Consider the following 22,141-nt stretch of genomic DNA (forward strand, 5'->3'; position numbering starts at 1 on the left):
CCGTTATTGATTGCCCTGCTTTACCCCCTTGAGGTGCACTGTTCATGAGTGCACCGTCCACCCCTCCAAGCGGCCAGGTCCGCATGAATCCGCCGGTGTTCTACTTTGCCGCGGGTTTCATTTTGTTGTTCGGCATTGTGGTTATTGCCTTGCCTGAACAGGCCGGTGCCTGGCTGCTGGAAGCGCAAAACTGGGCGGCCAACACGGTCGGCTGGTACTACATGCTCGCGATGACCCTGTATCTGGTCTTCGTGGTGGTCACCGCCTTGTCTGGCTACGGCAAGATCAAGCTCGGTGCCGACCACGACGAACCCGAATTCAGTTACCTGTCCTGGGCCGGCATGCTGTTCGCCGCCGGGATCAGCATCACGCTGTTTTTCTTTTGCGTGTCCGAACCGCTGACCCATTTGTCGCAACCACCGCAAGGCGAGGCAGGCACGGCGGATGCGGCGCGTCAGGCGATGCAGATTCTGTTTCTGCACTGGGGCCTGCATGGCTGGGGTGTGTTCGCCTTCGTCGGCATGGCACTGGCCTACTTCGCTTATCGACATAACCTGCCACTGGCCCTGCGTTCGGCGCTCTATCCGCTGATTGGCAAGCGCATCAACGGCCCCATCGGTTACGCGGTGGATGGCTTCGGCATCATCGCCACGGTGTTCGGCCTCGGTGCCGACATGGGTTTTGGCGTGTTGCACCTCAACTCGGGTCTGGACTACCTGTTCGGCATCGCTCACACGCAGTGGATTCAGGTCGGCCTGATCACGCTGATGATGGGCGCGGCGATCATCGTTGCAGTGTCTGGCGTCGATAAAGGCGTGCGGGTGATGTCCGACATCAACATGCTGCTGGCCTGCGCGCTACTGCTGTTCGTGCTGTTCGCCGGCCCCACTCAGCACCTGCTCAACACGCTGATCCAGAACATCGGCGACTACCTCGGCGCGTTGCCGATGAAGAGTTTCGACCTGTACGCCTACGACAAACCCAGTGACTGGCTGGGCGGCTGGACGGTGTTCTACTGGGCCTGGTGGATTGCATGGTCGCCGTTCGTGGGCCTGTTCATCGCACGGATTTCCCGTGGCCGGACCATCCGCGAATTCGTCTTCGGCGTGCTGTTGATTCCGCTCGGTTTCACCCTGGCGTGGATGTCGATCTTCGGCAACAGCGCCATCGATCAAGTCCTCAACCACGGCATGAGCGCCCTCGGCATGTCGGCCATCGACAACCCGTCGATGACCCTTTACCTGCTGCTGGAAACCTATCCGTGGAGCAAAACGGTCATCGCAGTGACGGTGTTCATCAGCTTCGTATTCTTCGTCACTTCGGCCGACTCTGGCACGGTGGTGTTGTCGACGCTGTCCGCCAAGGGCGGCAACCCGGATGAAGATGGGCCGAAATGGCTGCGGGTGTTCTGGGGCGCGATGACGGCGCTGGTGACCAGTGCGCTGCTGTTCTCCGGCAGCATCGATGCGCTGAAGTCGGCGGTGGTGCTGACTTCGTTGCCGTTCTCCATGATTTTGCTGCTGATGATGTGGGGGCTGCACAAAGCGTTCTATCTGGAGTCGCAGAAGCAGATCGCGCAGATGCATTCCCTGGCACCGGTATCCGGATCGAGACGTGGCGGCTGGCGTCAACGCTTGACTCAGGCCGTGCATTTCCCATCTCGCGATGAGGTTTACCGCTTCCTCGATACGACGGTGCGCCCGGCGATTGAAGACGTCTCGGCGGTGTTCGTCGAGAAGGGTTTGAACGTGGTCACTCAGCCGGACCCGGCCAACGACAACGTCAGCCTGGAAATCGGTCACGGCGAGGAGCATCCGTTTATCTATCAGGTGCAGATGCGTGGCTACTTCACGCCGTCCTTCGCCCGTGGCGGCATGGGCTCCAAGGAACTCAACAACCGTCGTTACTACCGCGCCGAAGTGCATTTGAGCGAGGGCAGTCAGGACTACGATCTGGTGGGTTACACCAAGGAGCAGATCATCAACGACATCCTCGATCAGTACGAACGGCACATGCAGTTTCTGCATTTGGTGCGTTGATCGAGAACCGGTGCCGCCGGGCCCTTTTCAGGTCTCGGCGCTCAACACCATGAACAGCACCATCGCCGCCACCGGCACGCCGAATACGGCGCTGCCGACTACCAGCTCCGTGCTAAAGGGCTGGCCAGCACTGACCATGCCGACTGCACCGTTGATTAACGTCAGCGCGAACCACAGCACGACAAAGCTGTAGGTCAGGGTCTGGCGGCTGAAACCGATTTCCTCGCCGATGAACAGCATCAGCGCCAGCAGGATCAGGCCGAAGGTGATGATAATCGTAGTGTGCATGGTGTGTTCCGCCCTTCAATTGTGTGTTGCCTGATCGTTCCCACGCTCTGCGTGGGAACGATCAAGATTGCGGTGTCAGTGTGGGCCTAGTTAAACCAGCCCGCCATTAACCCGCAAAATCTGCCCGTTGACCCAGGTCGCTTCCGAGCTGACCAAGGACACGACGCGGGAGATGTCTTCTGGCTGAGCCAGACGTTCCAGCGGCGGCATCTTGGCGCCTGCGCAAATACGGCGAACCGAAAAGTCTCGATCATCTATGAAACGTTTCAGCATTCTCTCGAGTCAGAGGTTTATCGGCGTTTGTCTGGGCGTATGCTGGGCAACTTGCGAAGCAGTCGATACCAACTTCAAGACAGACAAGAGAGGATTCGATGACCTACACCGCTGCCGAAAACCGCTATGACTCCATCCCTTACCGCCGCGTGGGGCGCAGCGGGCTGGTGCTGCCGGCACTGTCTTTGGGCCTGTGGCACAACTTCGGCGACAGCACGCCGATCGACACCCAGCGTTCATTGCTGCGTACCGCGTTTGATCTCGGCATCAACCATTTCGACCTGGCCAACAACTACGGCCCGCCGTATGGCAGCGCCGAGACCAATTTCGGTCGTTTGCTGCGCGAAGACTTCAAGCAGCATCGCGACGAGCTGATTATCTCGAGCAAGGCCGGTTGGGACATGTGGGCCGGTCCTTATGGTCAGGGCGGCGGTTCGCGCAAATACGTGCTGGCCAGCCTTGATCAGAGCCTGCAACGCCTGGGTCTCGACTACGTGGACATCTTCTACTCCCATCGCTTCGACCCGGACACGCCGCTGGAAGAAACCGCCAGCGCACTGGCCACCGCCGTGCAACAGGGCAAGGCGCTGTACATCGGCATCTCGTCCTACTCGGGGGTTAAAACCCGTGAAATGGCCGCGTTGCTGAAAGAGTGGAAAGTCCCGTTGCTGATCCACCAACCGGCTTACAACCTGCTCAATCGATGGGTGGAAAAGGACCTGCTGGATACGACGGACGAACTCGGTACGGGCGTGATTGCGTTCACGCCGCTGGCTCAGGGTTTGTTGACTGACAAGTACCTCAACGGTGTGCCGGCGGATGCGCGGGTCAATCGTCCGGGCGGTGGTTCGTTGCAGGCGGCGCACCTGTCCGAAGCCAACATCGCTCATGTGCGTGCGCTGAATGAGATCGCCAAGCGTCGCGGTCAGAGTCTGGCGCAGCTGGCATTGGCGTGGACGTTGCGCGATCCGCGGGTGACTTCGGCGCTGATCGGTGCGAGCCGGCCCGAGCAGATTGTCGAGAACGTCGGGGCGTTGAAGAATTTGAGCTTTAGCGCGGAGGAATTGGCGGAGATTGACCGGTTTGCTCAGGAGGGTGAGATTAATCTTTGGGAGAAGCCTTCGACGGCGGAGTAAATCTATTCGAAGGACGAGGACCGAATCACGGATAAGCCCTCCTCACATGAAGTGGCTTGTCCGTGATTATTTTTAAGTGGCGCTTACGATGTCGTTATTTTTTGCTTGGGAAACCGAGTATTTCAGCGGTTTCGCTGAAAAACGTATCCCTTGCAGATCTCTTTCTTAGCTGCATATCGATCACTTGTGACTGGTCTGGGAGAGTGAAATAACCCTTATCCAAACTACATAGGGTTTCTAGAATGGGAAGCGGCAGCCCCAGCAACTGTCTGACTTGGGATCGGGAAAGTACCTTGTTTTCCACGAGCATCTTCACACCTCGCGCGATCAACAGCGGCCGTTCAAAATCGAAGTCGGCGTCCATAGGCTCGCCCTTGACCCAGCCTCTGGCGGACCTTGCTTTCCACAGCCTTGTCGTCGTGGTGTCATTAATGATTTCAAGATCTAGACATCGACGAACCATCGCCGCAACAGAAACCTTCCAGCGCGGCTTAAGTGCCAACAAGGTATCCAAAGTCGGCCAGCGAATCTCCCTTAGAAAGCTTTCCGCTGGCATCAAAAATGCGCTGGCAAATCGGTGAGCCTGTGATTCAAGCAGCGTGTAATTCGATTCGTATTGTTCGTTGGAAATATGTCGATGGAGAACTACATGTCCCAGTTCATGGGCCGCATCGAATCGGTTTCTTATTCCGTTAGCCTTATCTGCAACGAGAAGTACATAAGGGCGCTGATCCAACTCGTACCAGTTTGATACGCCATCCATTTTGAGGTGCCCAAGCGTGGTTCGAGCACAGATGATGCCAGCGTTTTCCAACACCTGAACCACATTGGGTATCGGAGCAACCCCTAGTCCCCACGCTTGACGGCATTCACTCGCCATTCTCTCGATCTCTTGATCAGAAATCAGCTGGCAATTTCTTTCTTCCAGGTGAGGAACGTTAACAGTGACGAACTCAAGACTTTCCTGAAGTTTGTAGGAGATGTCTTGAAGCCACTCCAGACGGACTTCCGCTATTTCTCTCGCGTTGGTGGTAGCACTCACCTGAGAGCGGAAGAAGAATGGAGTGGTTTCACTCGTTACGATTTGCTCCTCTAACAGCCAGTTTTCACTGACGCCAAAAACCTCGCATAACCGTTGGAAGGCATCGGCCTCAGGTACCTGAAGCCCGTTCTCCCATTTAGAGATGTTTCCCGAGGCACGCCCCACCATTTCGGCCAAAGCTGTTTGGGTGATACCAAACGTGAGCCGTAACTGCTTGAGGCGCTCAGACTGAAAGCCCGCGACTCCAGTTCTCATGGTTCACCTCTTGGAATTTTGCTCGTCATCAGTGTTGTCTTCGATTTCTTCAGCGCGGCGCATCTTATCCCGCAATTTCACCAATTCAATCGGTTTCTGATCAACAGCTTCATTATCAGAGTAGCTCTGAAGAAGGTCTTCGAACGTGCAATTCATATGGAAGCCTTTGCCGTTGAAATAAGGCACGGCCATCATGATCGCCCGCGGCTCTGATTGATCCTCTGAGCGTGATGGTGGTGCATGGACTACGACTAGCGCATGAATCAATTGATCGGTGACTGTCTGCGTCAACCCATCAATCCAGTCCATCTGTGTGGATGCTAAAGATTCGTTCAGCGTTTTCAGTTCGCTTCGGTGTTTCGCCGTGCGAATTTCTTTTTGCCAGGGCAGGACGACAGATGTGATGCGCAAATTTCCCAGCTCCAATAGGACGTAATTGTGTCCTTTTGGGTCGGTTGTTTTGATGATTGGATTCCAGCGTTTCATTCCCGCTAAGGCGTCTTGAACGAGCGAATGCCGTAAATGGCCACGCAGATCTCCAGGAGGGGTATGAATCAGGAGTTCTTCTGTCTCCTTCAATGCCTTTTGAAAGGTTTGAGGAATAAGAATCCCTAGTTCATCAAAAAACTCTCTATCGACTTGCGCGCGAATGAAGCCTTGGATTTCTTCTTTTGTGATCATGCTGTCACCACTCACTATTCGGTAAGCGGATTTTTACGCCATTTTTATTCGTTATGGAAGCGACTAGCTGTTTTTTTATCCAGTTAAAGCTAAGCAAATTTCTCTGTGGTGCTTAAAACGGCACATCCCCCAGCACCGTCGCCCGCTGCATCACCCGCCGCGCCGGCCGGTAATCATCCACCGCGTAATGCTGTGTCACGCGGTTATCCCAAAACGCCACGTCATCCTTCTGCCAACGCCAGCGAATGGTAAATTCCGGTCGCGTCGCATGAGCAAACAACAACTTCAAAATCACCTCGCTCTCAGTCTCCGACAACTCATTGATCTTCGACGTGAACCCTTCATTAACGAACAACGACCGGCGCCCGCTCACGGGGTGCGTGCGGATCACCGGGTGTGACAGCGGCGGATTCTTGCGGCGCGCTTCTTCCCACTGGGCCAACGCTTCAGGCGTGTTGCCATAACGCTCCAGCGGAAACGAGCGGGTAAAGTCGTGGGTAGCCGTCAGCCCTTCGAGCAAGGTTTTCATCGGCGCGGACAACGCTTCATACGCCGCGATGCCGCTGGCCCACAGTGTGTCGCCACCGAACTCCGGCAGCAGCTTGGCGCTGAGTACCGCGCCCATGGCCGGAGTCGGCAGGAAGGTCACGTCGGTGTGCCAGATGGCGTTGTCGCGTACGTCGGTGACGGCGGTGTCGAGGATCAGCACTTCGGGCTGTTCCGGCACATTCGGGTAGATCGGGTGAATATGCAGGTCGCCGAAATGGGCGGCGAATCGCGCTTGTTGCTGTGGCTCGATTGGCTGGTCGCGGAAGAACAGCACCTGATGCTTGAGCAACGCCTGCTCGATGGCGTCGCGCTGTTCCAGGTTCAGCGGCTGGCTGATGTCGACTCCGCTGATTTGCGCGCCGAGGGCCGAGCTGAGGGGGACGATTGTCAGGTGGCTCATGGTGGTTCTCTTCAATCCGGGGTGCCGAGCTGTCGACATGGTCAATGACAAGTCTTTAGTGAGCCTGGCCATGCCACGGCACCAGTTTGCGTTGCAGGGCGCGCAAGCCCATTTCCATGGCGAAGGCGATCAGCGCGATCACCAGAATCCCCAGCACCACCACATCGGTGACCAGGAACTGCGCGGCCGACTGCACCATGAAGCCCAGCCCGCTGGTGGCGGCGATCAATTCGGCGGCGACCAGCGTCGACCAACCCACACCCAGGCCAATGCGCACACCGGTCAAGATGTCCGGCAAGGCGCTGGGCAGAATCACATGGCGAATCAACTGCGCCCGGGTTGCGCCCAAAGACTGCGCAGCGCGCAATTTCACCGGGTCAACGGTACGCACACCGGTGGCGGTGGCAATGGCAATCGGGGCGAAGATCGCGAGGTAGATCAGCAAGACTTTCGACAGCTCACCGATGCCGCACCAAATCACGATCAGCGGCAGATAAGCCAAGGGCGGGATAGGCCGGTAAAACTCGATCAGCGGATCGAGAATGCCGCAAGCGATACGGTTGTAGCCGATGGAGATGCCGACCGGCACGGCAGTCAGCACCGCGAAACCCAGGCCCAAACCGATTCGGCTGAGACTCGCGCCCAAGTGCTGCCACAAGGTCGAATCCATGTAGCCGGCGGTCACCAGCAGCCAGCCTTTTTGCAGCACGGCAGACGGGGGAGGCAGGAACAGCGGTTCGATCATTCCCGTGGCGGTGACGGCCCACCAAATGACCACGAGCGCGACCAGCGTCAGCAGGCTGATCCACCGAGTGCTGAGGCTGCGACGTACTGGAATGACCACCGATTGGCCGTTGGTGTTTACCGTCGCGGCCGGAATTTCAAAACTGCTCATGCGCGCTCCTGCCGCTGGGCGGTGCTGCGTTGAGAGAACACTTTGGCGAGCACGTGTTCGCGGGTTTCGATAAATCGCGGGTCGGCCTTGATCGAGCGTGCCGACTCACCAGCGGCGTAACGCTGACCGAAGTCCAGGCTCAGGCGCTCGACGATTTGCCCAGGGTTTGGCGCCAACAGAATCAGGTCAGTGGCGAGGAACACCGCTTCTTCAATGTCGTGGGTAATCAGAAACACCGGCTTGGCGGTGCGCTGCCAGACTTGCAGCAGCAGCTCCTGCATTTGTTCACGGGTGAAAGCATCGAGGGCGCCGAAGGGTTCGTCCATCAGCAAAACCCGAGGGTCGGCTGCCAGGGCGCGGGCCAGACCGACACGTTGTTTCTGGCCGCCCGAGAGTTGCCAGATTCGGCGACTTTCGAAACCGGAAAGGTCCACCAGGGCGAGCATTTCCCGCGCGCGGATTTCGCGTTTGTCCCGGGAAATGCCGGCCAGTTCCAGACCGAAACCGACATTGGCCAACACGTCCTGCCAGGGCAGCAGCGCGTCGTCCTGGAACACCACGCCACGTTCGGCGCTCGGGCCTTTGACCGACACGCCATCGAGGGTGATCCGCCCGGCGCTAGGTTCGACGAAACCGGCAATCAGGTTCAACAGCGAGGTCTTGCCACTGCCGGAAGGGCCGAGAGCGACCAGCAATTGTTGGGGTCCAAGACTCAGGGAAATATCCGCCAGCACAGGTTCGGCGGCACCGGGGTACTGTGCGCTGATGCGCTCCAGCTGTAGCAAAGCCATCGCAGTTAACTCCCGATCAGTTGGTGATGTACTTGGCGCTGACGTAGGGGGCGTAATCCGGCAGCACGGCCTCGACCTTGCCCTGTTCCTTGAGAAACGCGGCGGTGTCGGTAATGGCCTTGGTGGTCGGCGCGCCGAGGGTGATCACCTGATCAGCCGCCAGCGGGAAGACGTTGCCTTGCAACAGCAATGGAATGTCGCTGGCCTTGGCGCCGGACAGCTTCACCAGTTTGTCGACGTTGGATTGATTGGCGAGCCAGGTTTTCGGGTCTTTGCGGTAATCGGCGTAGGCGTCGAGGGTGACTTTAGCGAACGCGGTGACGATTTCCGGGTGCTTCTCGGCGAAGTCTTTGCGCACGATCCACGCATCGAAGGTCGGCGCACCGAATTTGGCCAGTTCGCCGGAGGTGATCAGCACTTTGCCGTTTTCCTTGGCCACACCGAGCGCTGGGTCCCAGACGTAAGTGGCGTCGATGTCACCGCGTTTCCAGGCGGCGACGATTGCGGGCGGAGCGAGGTTGAGGACGGTGACTTTCGACGGATCGATGTTCCAGTGCTTTAGCGCGGCTAGCAGGCTGTAGTGGCCGGTGGAAACGAACGGCACGGCGATTTTCTTGCCGACCAGGTCCTGCGGAGTTTTGATCCCGGAACCGTCGCGAGCGACCAGGGCTTCAGCGGCGCCGATCTGGGTGGCGATGAGAAAGGTTTCTACCGGGACTTTGCGGGTGATTGCAGCCGTCAGAGGGCTGGAACCGAGGTAGCCGATCTGCACGTCGCCGGAAGCGATGGCGGCGATGATGTCGGCACCGTTATCGAATTTGCGCCAGTGGATTTTGGCGTTGGTGGCTTTTTCGTACGCGCCGTCGGCCTGGGCGACTTTCGCCGGGTCAACGGTGGTCTGGTAGGCGACGGTGACGTCAGCCGCCTGGGCAAAGAAACTCACCGCAGCCAGAGACGCGGCCGCCAGCAGGCGAAGGGGGAAAGTCAGTTTCATTGAGAAGCTCCTTGTCAGACGACCGAGAGTCGGCGTGAAAAGAGACTAAATGATCTAAGAATCCGAAAATAAATAACTTTTTCGAATGAGCTTATGAGCGGAAAATTCTAAGCAGGCAACCTGATCGTTCCCACGCTCCGGGGTGGGAATAATCAGTGCCAAGGAGGTTAGTTGCTAATCGCCAAAATGCTCGCCTGATACGACCCGACAAACACATCGAAATCGCCCACCTCGTTCTGCTCCTGCTCAACCTGCTCAGCCAGCGACGAACGCGCTCGCGCTTCAAATTTCGCCTGATCATCACCATTCAACGGCTCACTACGGAAAAACTCCGCATGCGCGCGGCTCTGACGCAGGGAGAACTGACTGAAGCTCTCCTTGTGCTCAGCCATCGCCGCCAGCACCTGGGCGGATGGCGTCAGGGAAGGATCCTTGACCTTGGCCAGCTGCGCATCCAACGCCTTGCTATGCGCATCGCCGCCATGGCTCTGATCCAGCATCGCAGCCAGTGGTGCAAGCTTCTCCAGCAACTCGCTGGCCCACTCTTTCAGGTCCACCGGATGACCGTCGCGTTGCAGTTGCAGGCCCGGGCGGCGACCTTCCTTGACCACGCTGAGGAAGTTCGAGGTCGCGTTGCCGCAAGAGGTATTGGTCAGCAGCGGGCTGTCGTTCAGCGCGCAATACAGCAGGAACGCGTCGAGGAAGCGCGACTCTGGCAGGTCGATGCCCATCGGCAGGAACGGGTTGATGTCCAGGCAACGCACTTCGACGTACTGAATGCCGCGGGCCACCAGCGCCTGGATCGGCCGTTCGCCGGTGTAAGTCACGCGTTTGGGGCGGATGTTGGAGTAGTACTCGTTCTCTATTTGCAGGATGTTGGTGTTGAGCTGAACCCACTCACCGTCCTGATGCGTGCCGATTTCAACGTACGGCGCATAAGGCGTGGCGACCGCTTTGCGCAGGCTGTCAGTGTAACTGGCCAGATCGTTGTAGCACGGGGTCAAACCGGCCTGGGCGTTGCTCTGGTAACCCAGGTCACTCATGCGCAGGCTGGTGGCGTACGGCAAGTACAAGGTGTCCGGGTCCAGTTGTTCCAACTGGTGCGAACGACCGCGCAGGAAACCGGCGTCCAGCGCAGGTGATGCGCCGAACAGGTACATCAGCAGCCAGCTGTAGCGGCGGAAGTTGCGGATCAGCGCGATGTAGGCCGACGACTGATAGTCACGGTCGGTGCCGACAAAGTCTTCCGCGGCTTTGAGCAGCGGCCAAAGCTTTTCCGGCAGGGAAAAGTTGTAGTGAATCCCGGCGATGCACTGCATGGTCTTGCCGTACCGCAGGGCCAGGCCCTTGCGGTAGACGTACTTGAGCTGACCGATGTTGGAGGTGCCGTAATAGGCGATCGGGATGTCTTCCTCGGCCGGCAACGGGCACGGCATCGATGGACTCCACAGGTACTCGTTGCCGAGCTTGCTGTAGGCAAAACGGTGAATGCTGTCCAGGCTCGCCAGGGTGTCTGCCGGGTCGGGCAGGGCCGGGGTGATGAACTCCAGCAGCGATTCCGAATAGTCGGTGGTGATTTGTTCGTTGGTCAGCGCGGAACCCAACTCTTCCGGGTGCGGCGTTTGCGCCAGGCGACCTTCGCCGGTCACGCGCAGGCATTCACGTTCGATGCCGTGAAGGCACTGTTCGAGCAGAGAGAGGTTAGCGCGCTCGCCGAGCAGAGCCAGGCGGCGGTTGAGAAGTTCGCTCAAGTTGGATTCCTTCACGCGTCAGTCGCCCCAATATGGGGGTGGGCAAGACGGTCTACAAGGGTGAAGTTGAAACTGGCGTTTTCGCCTGGTTTTTGAGCCGTACAGGCATTATGCCGGTCAGTCAGAACTGCCCACAGGTTTCGTAGCGCCGAAATTAACTCAAATTGATGACCGCTAGCTACAGGACAGCGAACGTGCCTTGTGCTTTTGCGACCAGTTTGTCGCCCTGCATCACGTCAGCCTCGACCACCAACGTGCGGCGGCCCGGGTGAATGACCCGCGCCGTGCACATCACTTCACCGTCAGAAACGGCGCGAATGTAGTTGATCTTGGACTCGATGGTCGCACTCTGCTGGTCAAAGCCGTGGGTGCTGGAACAGGCCAGCCCCATGGCAATGTCCACCAGGCTGAACAAGGCCCCGCCGTGCAGCTTACCGCCGCGATTGCGCAGCTCTGGCGCAAGCCCGAGGGCGACTTGCGCCACCCCGGCCTCCAGACGGTGCAAACGACACCCCAGCAACTTGAAAAAAGCGCTTTCGGTCAGCCCGGCAGGGATGTCCATCAGTGTTTCTTCAACTGCTTGGCGTTGGCGAACAGCGAAGCCATGGCGTTGTTGGCCGGGGCCGCCGCCGTGGTTTCCTTACGCGGTGCAGTGTTCTGGGATTGGCGCGAAGACGAGCCGGGACGTGCGCCACGGGCACCGTCGATTTTCTCGCCCGGGGTGTCGCTCATGCGCATCGACAGGCCAACGCGTTTGCGCGGAATGTCGATTTCCATGACTTTCACTTTCACCACGTCACCGGCCTTCACCGCTTCACGCGGGTCCTTGATGAACTTCTCCGAAAGCGCAGAGATGTGCACCAAACCGTCTTGATGCACGCCGATGTCGACGAATGCGCCAAAGTTGGTCACGTTGGTGACCACGCCTTCGAGGATCATGCCCAGTTGCAGGTCCTTGAGGTCTTCGACGCCTTCCTGGAACTCTGCGGTCTTGAACTCAGGACGTGGATCGCGGCCAGGTTTTTCCAGTTCTTGCAGGATGTCGGTGACCGTTGGCAAACCGAACGTCTCGTCGGTGTACTTCTTCGGATCGAGGCGTTTGAGGAAGCTGGCATCGCCGATCAGCGAACGGATGTCACGGTCGGTTTCAGCGGCAATGCGCTGGACCAGCGGATAGGCTTCCGGGTGAACCGCGGACGAATCCAGCGGGTTGTCGCCGTTCATCACGCGCAGGAAACCGGCAGCCTGTTCGAAGGTTTTTTCGCCCAGGCGAGCGACTTTCTTCAACGCGGCGCGGGTTTTGAAGGCGCCGTGCTCGTCGCGGTGGCTGACGATGTTCTGCGCCAGCGTCGCGTTGAGGCCGGAGATGCGGGCCAGCAGCGCCACGGAAGCGGTGTTCACGTCCACGCCCACGGCGTTCACGCAGTCCTCGACCACGGCGTCCAGGCCGCGCGCCAGTTTCAGCTGCGACACGTCGTGCTGGTACTGGCCGACGCCGATGGATTTCGGATCGATCTTCACCAGCTCGGCCAGCGGATCCTGCAAGCGACGGGCAATCGACACCGCGCCACGGATCGACACGTCGAGGTCCGGGAACTCCTTGGAAGCCAGTTCCGACGCCGAGTAAACCGATGCGCCGGCCTCGGAGACCATGACCTTGGTCATCTTCATCGCTGGGTATTTTTTGATCAGCTCAGCAGCCAGCTTGTCGGTTTCGCGGCTGGCGGTGCCGTTGCCGATGGCAATCAGGTCCACCGCATGCTTGGCGCACAGCGCGGCAAGAATCGCGAGGGTCTGGTCCCACTTGTTGTGCGGTACGTGCGGGTAAACCGTGGCGTGATCCAGCAGCTTGCCAGTGGAATCGACCACGGCGACCTTGCAACCGGTGCGCAGGCCCGGGTCGAGGCCCAGCGTGGCGCGCGGGCCGGCCGGGGCCGACAGCAGCAAGTCGTGCAGGTTGTGCGCGAACACGTTGATTGCTTCGGTTTCCGCGCCATCGCGCAGTTCGCCCAGCAGGTCGGTTTCCAGGTGGGTATAGAGCTTGACCTTCCAGGTCCAGCGCACCACTTCGCCCAGCCATTTGTCGGCGGCGCGATTCTGGTTCTGGATGCCGAATTGCTGACCGATCATGCCTTCGCACGGGTGCATGGTGCCCGGCAGTTCGTCGCCGATTTTCAGCGCAGAACTCAGAATGCCTTCGTTGCGGCCACGGAAAATGGCGAGCGCGCGGTGCGACGGCATGCTTTTCAGTGGTTCATCGTGTTCGAAATAGTCGCGGAACTTGGCGCCTTCCTCTTCTTTGCCAGCGATGACGCGGGCACTCAGAGTGGCTTCCTGCTTGAGGTAGCTGCGCAGTTTTTCGAGCAAGCCGGCGTCTTCGGCGAAACGCTCCATGAGGATGTACTTGGCGCCTTCGAGGGCAGCCTTCACATCGGCGACGCCTTTTTCGGCGTTGACGAAGCGCGCGGCTTCGACCTCTGGCGTCAGGGTCGGGTCGTTGAACAGGCCGTCGGCCAGCTCGCCGAGGCCGGCTTCCAGGGCGATCTGGCCCTTGGTGCGGCGCTTCTGCTTGTACGGCAGGTACAAGTCTTCGAGCCGGGTTTTGGTGTCGGCGAGTTTGATGTCGCGTTCAAGTTGCGGGGTCAGCTTGCCTTGTTCCTGGATGCTGGCAAGGATGCTGATACGCCGTTCGTCGAGTTCTCGCAGGTAGCGCAGACGCTCTTCCAGATGACGCAACTGGATGTCATCGAGGCTGCCGGTCACTTCTTTCCGGTAACGGGCGATGAAGGGCACCGTGGAGCCTTCATCAAGTAGCGCGACGGCCGCTTCGACCTGTTGTGGGCGTACGCCGAGTTCCTCGGCGATGCGGCTGTTGATGCTGTCCATAAAACCACCTGACAAATTGTGAAAGCAGGCTCGCAGGCGCAGAGATAAGGGCTCGGCGAGTCTGGTTGAGCGGCCTGGCCTGCGCCGCTACCTGGATCAACAGGCATTCCGTTGACCCGTGAAATCGAACAATGACTGCTGCGGCCGTGAAAATAAATATCGGCCACTCGCAGCAATGATCAGACATTGCCTGACACAAAAGGCCGCGCATTATAACCAGCGTTCTGTCATTCGGGGGCATCGCAGGTTATAGGCAGAAAGGCCGGATTTCTGGCGGTGAAGGAAAAATCTGCTAACAATGCACACGGTGCGTATAACGGCAGCTACGCCATAATGCGCGCCGAGATCAAAGGAGCATCTAATGAGCAGCACTGCAAACATTGCTGAAGGCGAAAAAATTCTTATTGTTGACGACGATCCAGGGCTCAGCAGCCTGTTGGAACGCTTTTTCGTCAGCAAGGGCTACCGCGCCCGCGCCGTTCCGAACACTGAACAAATGGATCGCCTCCTGGCGCGTGAAGTGTTCAACCTGGTCGTCCTCGACCTGATGCTGCCCGGCGAAGACGGCTTGACCGCCTGCCGCCGCCTGCGCACCGCGAACAACCAGATTCCAATCATCATGCTGACCGCCAAGGGCGATGAGCTGAGCCGCATCAAGGGCCTCGAACTGGGCGCTGACGATTACCTCGCCAAGCCGTTCAACCCGGATGAGCTGATGGCGCGCGTCAAAGCGGTCCTGCGTCGTCAGTCCGCTCCGGTGCCGGGTGCTCCGGGCAGCGAAGACGAAAGCGTGACCTTCGGTGACTACGAGCTGTCCCTGGCCACCCGCGAACTCAAGCGCGGCGACGAAGTGCACATGCTCACTACGGGTGAGTTTGCGGTGCTCAAGGCGTTGGTGATGAACGCCCGCCAGCCTCTGACGCGCGACAAACTGATGAACCTGGCCCGTGGCCGCGAGTGGGACGCCCTGGAGCGTTCCATCGACGTACAAATCTCGCGTCTGCGCCGGATGATCGAGCCCGATCCATCCAAGCCGCGTTACATCCAGACAGTCTGGGGCGTGGGTTACGTGTTCGTTCCGGATGGCGCCGCCACCAAGTGATCGGCGATTTGTAGGAGCGGGTCTTGCGGATCATGTTGTCCGCAGACTCGCGATCCGCAATATGCGAGCATCGCTCGCTCCTGCAAGTGTGTAGCGGTTATCCATGAAAACCCCCGTTTGGTTCCCCCAGAGTTTCTTCTCCCGCACCCTGTGGCTGGTGCTGATCGTCGTCCTGTTCTCCAAGGCGCTGACCCTGGTTTATCTGTTGATGAACGAAGACGTGCTGGTGGACCGCCAATACAGCCACGGTGTCGCCCTGACGCTACGCGCCTATTGGTCGGCCGATGAAGAAAACCGCACAAAGATTGCCGATGCCGCGACCCTGATCCGGGTAGTGGGCGCTGGCGTGCCGGAAGGTGAGCAACACTGGCCTTACAGCGAGATCTACCAGCGGCAGATGCAGGCGGAGCTGGGGGCCGACACCGAAGTCCGATTACGCATGCATTCGCCGCCGGCCCTGTGGGTGCGGGCGCCAAGCCTGGGTGATGGCTGGCTGAAAGTGCCCCTGTATCCGCATCCGCTGCGTGGCCAGAAAATCTGGAACGTACTCGGCTGGTTCCTCGCCATCGGCTTGCTGTCCACTGCGTCGGCATGGATCTTCGTCAGCCAGCTCAATCAACCGTTGAAACGTCTGGTGTATGCCGCGCGGCAACTCGGCCAGGGCCGCAGTGTGCGCCTGCCGATCAGCGACACGCCGAGTGAAATGACCGAGGTCTATCGCGCCTTCAACCAGATGGCCGAAGACGTCGAGCAGGCCGGTCGCGAGCGTGAGTTGATGCTCGCCGGGGTCTCCCATGACTTGCGCACACCCTTGACCCGTTTGCGGCTGTCTCTGGAGTTGATGGGTGACCATAGCGACCTGACAGACGACATGGTCCGCGACATCGAAGACATGGACGCGATTCTCGACCAGTTCCTGGCGTTTATCCGCGATGGTCGCGACGAGTCAGTGGAAGAGGTGGATCTCAGCGATCTGGTGCGCGAAGTCGCGGCGCCGTACAACCAGAACGAAGAGAAAGTGCGCCTGCGCCTGGAGCCGATTCAGCCGTTTCCGTTGCGTCGGGTGTCGATGAAGCGATTGTTGAACAACCTGATTGGCAACGCCTTGCATCACGCAGGCAGCGGGGTTGAGGTGGCGGCTTATGTGTCCGGGGATACCAGCGCGCCGTATGTGGTGCTGAGTGTGATGGACCGTGGGGCGGGGATCGATCCGTCGGAGCTGGAGGCGATTTTCAACCCGTTTACTCGTGGTGATCGTGCCCGCGGGGGCAAGGGGACAGGGTTGGGCTTGGCGATCGTGAAGCGGATTGCTTCGATGCATGGTGGGAATGTTGAGCTGCGTAACCGTTCTGGTGGTGGGTTGGAAGCGCGGGTGCGGTTGCCGCTGGGGTTGATGCTTCCGAGGGATGCGGTCTAACCCGATCGTTCCCATGCAGAGTGAGAACGATCACCGAGTCAGCTTTAGCCTTTACCTTTGGTCCGCGTCATATTTGGCCCACCATTCTTTTCAAGATGCTCAATGATGATTCCCGCCACGTTTTTGCTAGTGGTGGTTTCAATCCCTTCCAACCCTGGCGACGAATTCACTTCCATCACCAGCGGGCCATGATTGGAACGCAGGATGTCCACGCCCGCCACTGCCAAACCCATCACCTTCGCCGCACGCAATGCCGTCATGCGTTCTTCCGGCGTGATCTTGATCAGGCTGGCGGTGCCACCACGATGAAGGTTGGAGCGAAACTCCCCAGGCTTGGCCTGGCGCTTCATCGCCGCGATCACTTTATCGCCGACCACGAAGCAGCGAATGTCCGCCCCGCCGGCTTCCTTGATGTATTCCTGAACCATGATGTTCTGCTTCAGGCCCATGAACGCCTCGATCACCGACTCCGCCGCCGTCGCCGTTTCACACATCACCACGCCGATGCCCTGAGTGCCTTCCAGCACCTTGATCACCAGCGGCGCGCCATTGACCATCTCGATCAAGTCGGGAATGTCGTCCGGGGAGTGCGCAAAACCAGTGACCGGCAAACCAATTCCCCGGCGCGACAGCAACTGCAGGGACCGCAGTTTGTCTCGCGAGCGAGCGATGGCCACCGATTCGTTGAGTGGAAAAACGCCCATCATTTCGAACTGGCGCAACACCGCGCAGCCATAAAACGTCACCGACGCGCCAATCCGCGGTATCACCGCATCGAAACCTTCCAACGGCTTGCCGCGGTAGTGGATCTGCGGCTTGTGGCTGGCAATGTTCATGTAGGCGCGCAAGGTGTCGATCACCACCATTTCATGGCCACGCTCGGTACCGGCTTCGACCAGACGACGAGTGGAATACAGACGCGGGTTCCGCGACAGCACAGCGATCTTCATGCAACACCTGTGGAAAAGGTAGATACCGGGAACACCGGCTTGTCTTGTACGTATTTAATGCCCGGATTGACGACTAACTGGCCGTCGATCAAGGCTTTGGAACCGAGTAGCAGGCGATAACGCATGGACTTGCGGCAGGCGAGGGTGAACTCGACCCGCCAGACCCGATCACCAAGGGCCAGGGTGGTGCTGACCACGTAACGCATCTGCGCGTGACCGTTAGAGCTTTTGATAGTTTTCATTGTCACCAGGGGTGCTTCGCAGCGCCGGTGACGCAGTTGCACCACCGTGCCCAAGTGCGCAGTAAAGCGCACCCACTGTTCCCCGTCGCGCTCGAATGGCTCGATATCGGTGGCATGCAGGCTGGAGGTGCTGGCACCGGTGTCGATTTTTGCGCGCAGGCCCGCGACTCCCAAATCCGGGAGCGCCACCCACTCGCGCAGACCGACAACGGTCAAATGGTCAAATGTCTTCAATAGAAAAAACCGGCGATTAACGCGTCCAGGTCCCAGGCGTTACCTGGGCCAACGCTTTGAATGCGGGCTTGGCGAACCAGTAACCCTGCATCAGAAAAATTCCACAGTCCGCCAGGAAATCCCGTTCTCCGGCGCTTTCGATCCCTTCGGCAATGACTGTAACGTTCAGCTCCGCACAGATTGTGACAACCCCTCGAACGATAGCCTGACGAACACGATCGCGGTCGACATCGCGGATCAGTGCCATGTCGAGTTTGATCAGGTCCGGTTGGAAATCAGCAAGTAGATTGAGCCCCGAGTAGCCCGCGCCGAAATCGTCGATGGCGGTCTTGAAGCCGAATTCGCGGTATTCACGCAGAATATTGGTCAAATGGCGATAGTTATCTACGTGCTGGCTTTCCAGGGTTTCGAAAATTAGCCGGTCGATGGGGAAGTTGTGTTTGTTCGCTGCTTCCAGCGTGCTTCGAATACACAGTTCCGGGCGGTACACGGCGTTGGGCATGAAGTTGATCGACAGATGCGTCTGCATCCCTAGATTCGCCGCGCCTTCAATGGCTCGGGTCCGGCAGAGCTGGTCGAAGCGGTAGCGGTTGTCCTCAGTGATCTGATCGAGAACCGACAGTGCACCCTCACCCTTTACACCGCGCACGAGTGCCTCATGGGCGAAAATCGACTGATCTCGCAAATCGACGATGGGTTGGTAGGCAAAGGTAAAATCGAAGCCCAGGGGCTCACTTTGCTGGCAACCCTGGCAACCGCCGTTGGGCGAGGTCAATGAAGACGGAAATATAGTCACTCGATCACTCCATGCCGGTGAGCCGGCCAAGTCGACATTCTATCTGGAGGGCCGAGTTCTTGCGCCCGACAGAAACGGTAGTACAGTTCCGACTATGGGCTAAAAGAGGAATTCAAGTGGCACAAAAACAGGAAGAGGACGACAAGGTCCGTCTCGATAAATGGTTGTGGGCCGCGCGTTTTTATAAAACACGTGCCTTGGCCAAAGCGGCGATAGAAAGCGGCAAGGTGCATTGCCGGGGGGAGCGCTGCAAACCGGGCAAGGAGCCGAGGATCGGCGACGAGTTTCAGATTCGCGCAGGGTTCGAGGAGCGCACGGTGGTGGTTAAGGCGTTATCGATCGTACGCCGAGGCGCGCCAGAGGCTCAGGCGCTCTATTCTGAAACCGAAGCCAGCATCGCCAAGCGCGAGGCGGCTGCGGCCATGCGTAAAACCGGTTCGCTGGGCGTGAGCACCGATGGCAAACCGAGCAAGAAGCAGCGACGGGATTTGTTCAAGTTTCGTGGAAGCAGCAACGACGAGTAGGGCTATTGTTTCTGTGAACCAGCCTTCGCGAGCAAGGCTTGGAACAATCCCGGATTGTTCATAAAATGCCTCCCATGGCTGAACATCGCGCACCCAAAGGGTTTTGCAGAGGCGCAATTTTCACTTTTAAAAATCATCTTGTTATTACTTCAGATACCCAGACCTATGACCGATTTACCGGATACCGACTACACCCAACGCTTCATCTTCGATGACAGCGACACCCGCGGCGAGCTGGTTGCGTTGGAGCGTAGCTACGCCGAAGTCCTCGCTAAACACCCCTATCCGGAGCCGGTTGCACAATTGCTCGGCGAGCTGATGGCGGCGGCGTCTTTGTTGGTCGGCACCTTGAAGTTCGATGGCTTGCTGATTCTCCAGGCCCGTTCCGAAGGCCCGATCCCGCTGCTGATGATCGAGTGCTCCAGCGAGCGAGAAATCCGTGGTCTGGCCCGATACGAAGCCGACCAGATCGCTCCCGACGCGACCCTCGCCGACCTGATGCCCAATGGCGTATTGGCGCTGACCGTCGACCCGACCCAGGGCCAGCGTTACCAAGGCATCGTCGACCTCGATGGCGAAACTCTGTCGGAGTGCTTCACTAACTACTTCGTGATGTCCCAGCAAGTCGGTACGCGTTTCTGGCTGTACGCCGATGGTCGCCGCGCCCGGGGCCTGTTGCTGCAGCAATTGCCTGCCGACCGTCTGAGAGACGAAGAAGAACGCGCCGCCAGCTGGCAGCACATCACCGCGCTGGGCAGCACCCTGACCGCCGATGAATTGCTGAGCCTGGACAACGAAACCGTGCTCCATCGCCTCTACCACGAAGAGCAGGTTCGTCTGTTCGATGTGCAGAAACTGCGCTTCCGTTGCAGCTGCTCGCGCGAACGTTCTGCCAATGCGCTGGTCAGCTTGGGTCTGGAAGATGCCCAGTCGCTGGTGATCGAACACGGCGGCAACATCGAAATCGATTGCCAGTTCTGCAACCAGCGCTACCTGTTTGATGCCGCGGATATGACTCAATTGTTCGCGGGTGCGGGTGTCGATACGCCGTCAGATACCCGGCACTAAAACGGTTCAGCGCAGGTAAATTCACTGCTTAACGCCGGAATAACGCCGTTACGACGGGAGGGCCCTACTATTTTTGGGCGTTTCTGGCATAATCCGGCCCACTTTTTGTCGCGGTAGTAGTGCACGACTTTCTACTACAAAACGTTTGGAGCACACTCGGCCACTGGCCGACGGGGAATCTCATGACGCAAGCCAATAACGCCGTGTACACCGATCTGAGTGTTGATGATCTGGTCAAAGAAGCCCTGAGTCGCGGTGAAGGCGAGCTTGCCGATACCGGCGCGCTGGTTGTTCGCACTGGTCACCGCACCGGTCGTTCGCCCGTCGATCGTTTCATCGTAGAAGAGCCTTCCACCCAGGCAGCCATTGCCTGGGGCCCGATCAACCGCAAGTTCCCGGCCGACAAGTTCGACGCCCTGTGGGCTCGCGTCGAGGCGTTTAACAACGCGCAAGAGCATTTCGTTTCCCACGTGCATGTAGGTGCGGCTGAAGACCACTACCTGGCTGTGAAGATGACCACCCAGACTGCCTGGCAGAACCTGTTCGGCCGTTGTCTGTTCATCAACCCGGAAAAGTACAACCCGGCTGGTCGTGATGAGTGGCAAGTGCTCAACGTTGCCAACTTCGAGTGCGTGCCAGAGCGTGACGGCACCCACTCCGACGGTTGCGTAATCCTCAACTTCGCTCAGAAGAAAGTGCTGATCGCTGGCATGCGTTACGCCGGTGAAATGAAGAAAGCCATGTTCTCGGTGCAGAACTTCCTGCTGCCGGCTGCCGACGTGCTGCCAATGCACTGTGCTGCCAACATCGGCGAAGAGGGCGACGTAACCCTGTTCTTCGGCCTGTCCGGCACCGGCAAGACCACCCTGTCCGCCGATGAAAGCCGTTACCTGATCGGTGACGACGAGCATGGCTGGGGTGAAGGCGTTGTCTTCAACATCGAAGGCGGCTGCTACGCCAAGTGCATCGACCTGTCCGAGAAGAACGAGCCGGTCATCTGGAAAGCCATCAAACACGGCGCAGTCCTGGAAAACGTTGTTGTCGATGACGCCAAGCACGCCGATTACGCTGATGTCAGCCTGACCCAGAACAGCCGCGCCGCCTACCCGCTGGAGCACGTTGCCAAGCGTTCCGAGAAGAACCTCGGTGGCGAGCCGAACGCGGTCATCTTCCTGACCTGCGACCTGACCGGCGTACTGCCGCCCGTGTCGATCCTCAGCGAAGAACAAGCGGCCTACCACTTCCTGTCCGGCTACACCGCACTGGTGGGCTCGACCGAAATGGGTTCCGGCAGCGGCATCAAATCGACCTTCTCCACCTGCTTCGGCGCACCGTTCTTCCCGCGTCCGGCTGGCGAATACGCAGAACTGCTGATCAAGCGCATCCGCGGCTTCGGCTCCAAGGTCTACCTGGTCAACACCGGCTGGACCGGCGGTGGCTACGGCGTCGGCAAACGTTTCAACATCCCGACCACTCGTGGCGTGATCGCAGCGATCCAGAGCGGCGCGTTGATCGGTGCTGAAACCGAGCACCTCGACACCATCAACCTCGACGTGCCGTTGGCTGTGCCAGGTGTTGAGACTGGCCTGTTGAACCCACGTAACACTTGGGCTGACAAGGCTGCTTACGATGAAGCGGCTAAAGCATTGGCTGGGTTGTTTGTTGAGAACTTTAAAAAGTTTGAAGTGAGCGACGCGATCAAGGCGGCTGGGCCGAAGTTGTAAGCGTTGGTTTGATGGCGTGAGAAAGCCGCCCTTTTGGGCGGCTTTTTTATCCGCGCAATTCGGGTCATCAAAGACACAACTGCCATTATTCCAGCTGAAAAGAC

20 protein-coding genes and 1 pseudogene are annotated in these 22,141 nt (G+C 58.7%); 7 read left to right on the forward strand and 14 right to left on the reverse strand.

Annotation, left to right across the window (positions count from 1 at the left end):
* The first annotated feature begins 83 nt into the window (after positions 1-83).
* On the forward strand, positions 84-2,039 hold the full coding sequence (gene betT / locus QK293_RS11545) for a choline transporter BetT (protein ID WP_282377454.1): 1,956 nt from the start codon (positions 84-86) through the stop codon (positions 2,037-2,039).
* A gap of 27 nt (positions 2,040-2,066) precedes the next feature.
* On the opposite strand, the gene QK293_RS11550 is transcribed toward betT, so the two are convergent.
* Together QK293_RS11550 and QK293_RS11555 are read right to left on the reverse strand one after the other, a co-directional pair.
* Positions 2,067-2,327: a hypothetical protein gene (locus QK293_RS11550; protein WP_282377409.1), complete on the reverse strand. Its 261-nt coding sequence runs from the start codon at positions 2,325-2,327 to the stop codon at positions 2,067-2,069.
* A 90-nt stretch (positions 2,328-2,417) separates the two neighbouring features.
* Positions 2,418-2,543: pseudogene (locus tag QK293_RS11555) on the reverse strand (3-ketoacyl-ACP reductase); the annotation flags it as partial.
* A 155-nt stretch (positions 2,544-2,698) separates the two neighbouring features.
* Here QK293_RS11555 and mgrA point away from each other — a divergent pair.
* On the forward strand, positions 2,699-3,736 hold the full coding sequence (gene mgrA / locus QK293_RS11560) for an L-glyceraldehyde 3-phosphate reductase (protein WP_282377410.1): 1,038 nt from the start codon (positions 2,699-2,701) through the stop codon (positions 3,734-3,736).
* A 94-nt stretch (positions 3,737-3,830) separates the two neighbouring features.
* Here mgrA and QK293_RS11565 read toward each other — a convergent pair whose 3' ends face one another.
* The 9 genes from QK293_RS11565 to QK293_RS11605 form a co-directional block, all read right to left on the reverse strand.
* A complete protein-coding gene (locus QK293_RS11565; protein ID WP_282377411.1) occupies positions 3,831-5,033 on the reverse strand; it encodes an XRE family transcriptional regulator in 1,203 nt (400 codons plus the stop codon).
* Between the two features lie 3 nt (positions 5,034-5,036).
* A complete protein-coding gene (locus QK293_RS11570) occupies positions 5,037-5,714 on the reverse strand; it encodes a hypothetical protein (protein ID WP_282377412.1) in 678 nt (225 codons plus the stop codon).
* A 112-nt stretch (positions 5,715-5,826) separates the two neighbouring features.
* Positions 5,827-6,663, reverse strand: coding sequence for a taurine dioxygenase (gene tauD / locus QK293_RS11575; protein WP_282377413.1), 837 nt, complete (start codon positions 6,661-6,663; stop codon positions 5,827-5,829).
* A gap of 55 nt (positions 6,664-6,718) precedes the next feature.
* Positions 6,719-7,558 (reverse strand): taurine ABC transporter permease TauC, encoded by an 840-nt coding sequence (gene tauC, locus QK293_RS11580; protein WP_282377414.1) that lies wholly within the window; start codon positions 7,556-7,558, stop codon positions 6,719-6,721.
* Entirely contained in the window at positions 7,555-8,349 is a 795-nt protein-coding gene (gene tauB, locus QK293_RS11585; RefSeq protein ID WP_282377415.1) for a taurine ABC transporter ATP-binding subunit, read from the reverse strand. Before tauB ends, tauC begins: the two co-directional genes overlap by 4 nt.
* A 16-nt stretch (positions 8,350-8,365) precedes the next feature.
* Positions 8,366-9,343, reverse strand: a complete 978-nt coding sequence (gene tauA, locus QK293_RS11590; protein ID WP_282377416.1) for a taurine ABC transporter substrate-binding protein — start codon at positions 9,341-9,343, stop codon at positions 8,366-8,368.
* A gap of 167 nt (positions 9,344-9,510) precedes the next feature.
* A complete protein-coding gene (gene gshA, locus QK293_RS11595) occupies positions 9,511-11,094 on the reverse strand; it encodes a glutamate--cysteine ligase (protein WP_282377417.1) in 1,584 nt (527 codons plus the stop codon).
* 178 nt (positions 11,095-11,272) lie between these two features.
* A complete protein-coding gene (locus QK293_RS11600) occupies positions 11,273-11,656 on the reverse strand; it encodes a PaaI family thioesterase (protein WP_282377418.1) in 384 nt (127 codons plus the stop codon).
* The gene (locus tag QK293_RS11605; protein ID WP_282377419.1) at positions 11,656-13,980 is read right to left on the reverse strand and encodes a Tex family protein; all 2,325 of its coding nucleotides are present in this window, start codon (positions 13,978-13,980) and stop codon (positions 11,656-11,658) included. The genes QK293_RS11600 and QK293_RS11605 overlap by 1 nt, the downstream gene beginning before the upstream one ends.
* Before the next feature lie 361 nt (positions 13,981-14,341).
* Here QK293_RS11605 and ompR point away from each other — a divergent pair, with 361 nt between their 5' ends.
* A complete protein-coding gene (gene ompR / locus QK293_RS11610) occupies positions 14,342-15,082 on the forward strand; it encodes a two-component system response regulator OmpR (RefSeq protein WP_008149284.1) in 741 nt (246 codons plus the stop codon).
* Positions 15,083-15,185: 103 nt separating this feature from the next.
* Positions 15,186-16,499 (forward strand): ATP-binding protein, encoded by a 1,314-nt coding sequence (locus tag QK293_RS11615; RefSeq protein WP_282377420.1) that lies wholly within the window; start codon positions 15,186-15,188, stop codon positions 16,497-16,499.
* 44 nt (positions 16,500-16,543) lie between these two features.
* Here QK293_RS11615 and rimK read toward each other — a convergent pair whose 3' ends face one another.
* Genes rimK through QK293_RS11630 form a run of 3 tightly spaced genes read right to left on the reverse strand, consistent with a single transcriptional unit; the run spans position 16,544 to position 18,721 of the window.
* Positions 16,544-17,449, reverse strand: coding sequence for a 30S ribosomal protein S6--L-glutamate ligase (gene rimK / locus QK293_RS11620; protein WP_134419496.1), 906 nt, complete (start codon positions 17,447-17,449; stop codon positions 16,544-16,546).
* Positions 17,446-17,907 carry an ATP-dependent zinc protease gene (locus tag QK293_RS11625; RefSeq protein WP_173860444.1) on the reverse strand — a complete coding sequence of 154 codons (462 nt, stop codon included), beginning with the start codon at positions 17,905-17,907 and terminating at the stop codon, positions 17,446-17,448. Before QK293_RS11625 ends, rimK begins: the two co-directional genes overlap by 4 nt.
* Positions 17,908-17,941: 34 nt before the next feature.
* Complete coding sequence (locus QK293_RS11630) at positions 17,942-18,721, reverse strand: EAL domain-containing protein (RefSeq protein ID WP_282377421.1); 780 nt, start codon at positions 18,719-18,721, stop codon at positions 17,942-17,944.
* 116 nt (positions 18,722-18,837) lie between these two features.
* Between QK293_RS11630 and QK293_RS11635 the strand changes: the two genes are divergently transcribed.
* The 3 genes from QK293_RS11635 to QK293_RS11645 all read left to right on the forward strand — a co-directional run bounded on the left by QK293_RS11635 (position 18,838) and on the right by QK293_RS11645 (position 22,037).
* The gene (locus QK293_RS11635; protein ID WP_282377422.1) at positions 18,838-19,245 is read left to right on the forward strand and encodes a S4 domain-containing protein; all 408 of its coding nucleotides are present in this window, start codon (positions 18,838-18,840) and stop codon (positions 19,243-19,245) included.
* 165 nt (positions 19,246-19,410) lie between these two features.
* Positions 19,411-20,313 carry an Hsp33 family molecular chaperone HslO gene (hslO, locus tag QK293_RS11640; protein WP_282377423.1) on the forward strand — a complete coding sequence of 301 codons (903 nt, stop codon included), beginning with the start codon at positions 19,411-19,413 and terminating at the stop codon, positions 20,311-20,313.
* 182 nt (positions 20,314-20,495) lie between these two features.
* Complete coding sequence (locus tag QK293_RS11645; RefSeq protein ID WP_282377424.1) at positions 20,496-22,037, forward strand: phosphoenolpyruvate carboxykinase; 1,542 nt, start codon at positions 20,496-20,498, stop codon at positions 22,035-22,037.
* Positions 22,038-22,141 lie beyond the last annotated feature (104 nt).

Origin of the sequence: Pseudomonas sp. AL03 (assembly GCF_029960815.1) — a bacterium.
Lineage (GTDB): Bacteria > Pseudomonadota > Gammaproteobacteria > Pseudomonadales > Pseudomonadaceae > Aquipseudomonas.

Bases quoted from the DNA above. Each gene is read 5' to 3' on its own strand.
- QK293_RS11550 (WP_282377409.1), bottom strand. From the start codon at position 2,327: ATGCACACTACGATTATCATCACCTTCGGCCTGATCCTGCTGGCGCTG.
- QK293_RS11605 (WP_282377419.1), bottom strand. From the start codon at position 13,980: ATGGACAGCATCAACAGCCGCATCGCCGAGGAACTCGGCGTACGCCCA.
- betT (WP_282377454.1), top strand. From the start codon at position 84: ATGAATCCGCCGGTGTTCTACTTTGCCGCGGGTTTCATTTTGTTGTTC.
- hslO (WP_282377423.1), top strand. From the start codon at position 19,411: ATGACCGATTTACCGGATACCGACTACACCCAACGCTTCATCTTCGAT.
- tauC (WP_282377414.1), bottom strand. From the start codon at position 7,558: ATGAGCAGTTTTGAAATTCCGGCCGCGACGGTAAACACCAACGGCCAA.
- QK293_RS11615 (WP_282377420.1), top strand. From the start codon at position 15,186: ATGAAAACCCCCGTTTGGTTCCCCCAGAGTTTCTTCTCCCGCACCCTG.
- mgrA (WP_282377410.1), top strand. From the start codon at position 2,699: ATGACCTACACCGCTGCCGAAAACCGCTATGACTCCATCCCTTACCGC.
- QK293_RS11600 (WP_282377418.1), bottom strand. From the start codon at position 11,656: ATGGACATCCCTGCCGGGCTGACCGAAAGCGCTTTTTTCAAGTTGCTG.
- tauB (WP_282377415.1), bottom strand. From the start codon at position 8,349: ATGGCTTTGCTACAGCTGGAGCGCATCAGCGCACAGTACCCCGGTGCC.
- rimK (WP_134419496.1), bottom strand. From the start codon at position 17,449: ATGAAGATCGCTGTGCTGTCGCGGAACCCGCGTCTGTATTCCACTCGT.
- tauA (WP_282377416.1), bottom strand. From the start codon at position 9,343: ATGAAACTGACTTTCCCCCTTCGCCTGCTGGCGGCCGCGTCTCTGGCT.
- tauD (WP_282377413.1), bottom strand. From the start codon at position 6,663: ATGAGCCACCTGACAATCGTCCCCCTCAGCTCGGCCCTCGGCGCGCAA.
- QK293_RS11570 (WP_282377412.1), bottom strand. From the start codon at position 5,714: ATGATCACAAAAGAAGAAATCCAAGGCTTCATTCGCGCGCAAGTCGAT.
- ompR (WP_008149284.1), top strand. From the start codon at position 14,342: ATGAGCAGCACTGCAAACATTGCTGAAGGCGAAAAAATTCTTATTGTT.
- QK293_RS11645 (WP_282377424.1), top strand. From the start codon at position 20,496: ATGACGCAAGCCAATAACGCCGTGTACACCGATCTGAGTGTTGATGAT.
- QK293_RS11565 (WP_282377411.1), bottom strand. From the start codon at position 5,033: ATGAGAACTGGAGTCGCGGGCTTTCAGTCTGAGCGCCTCAAGCAGTTA.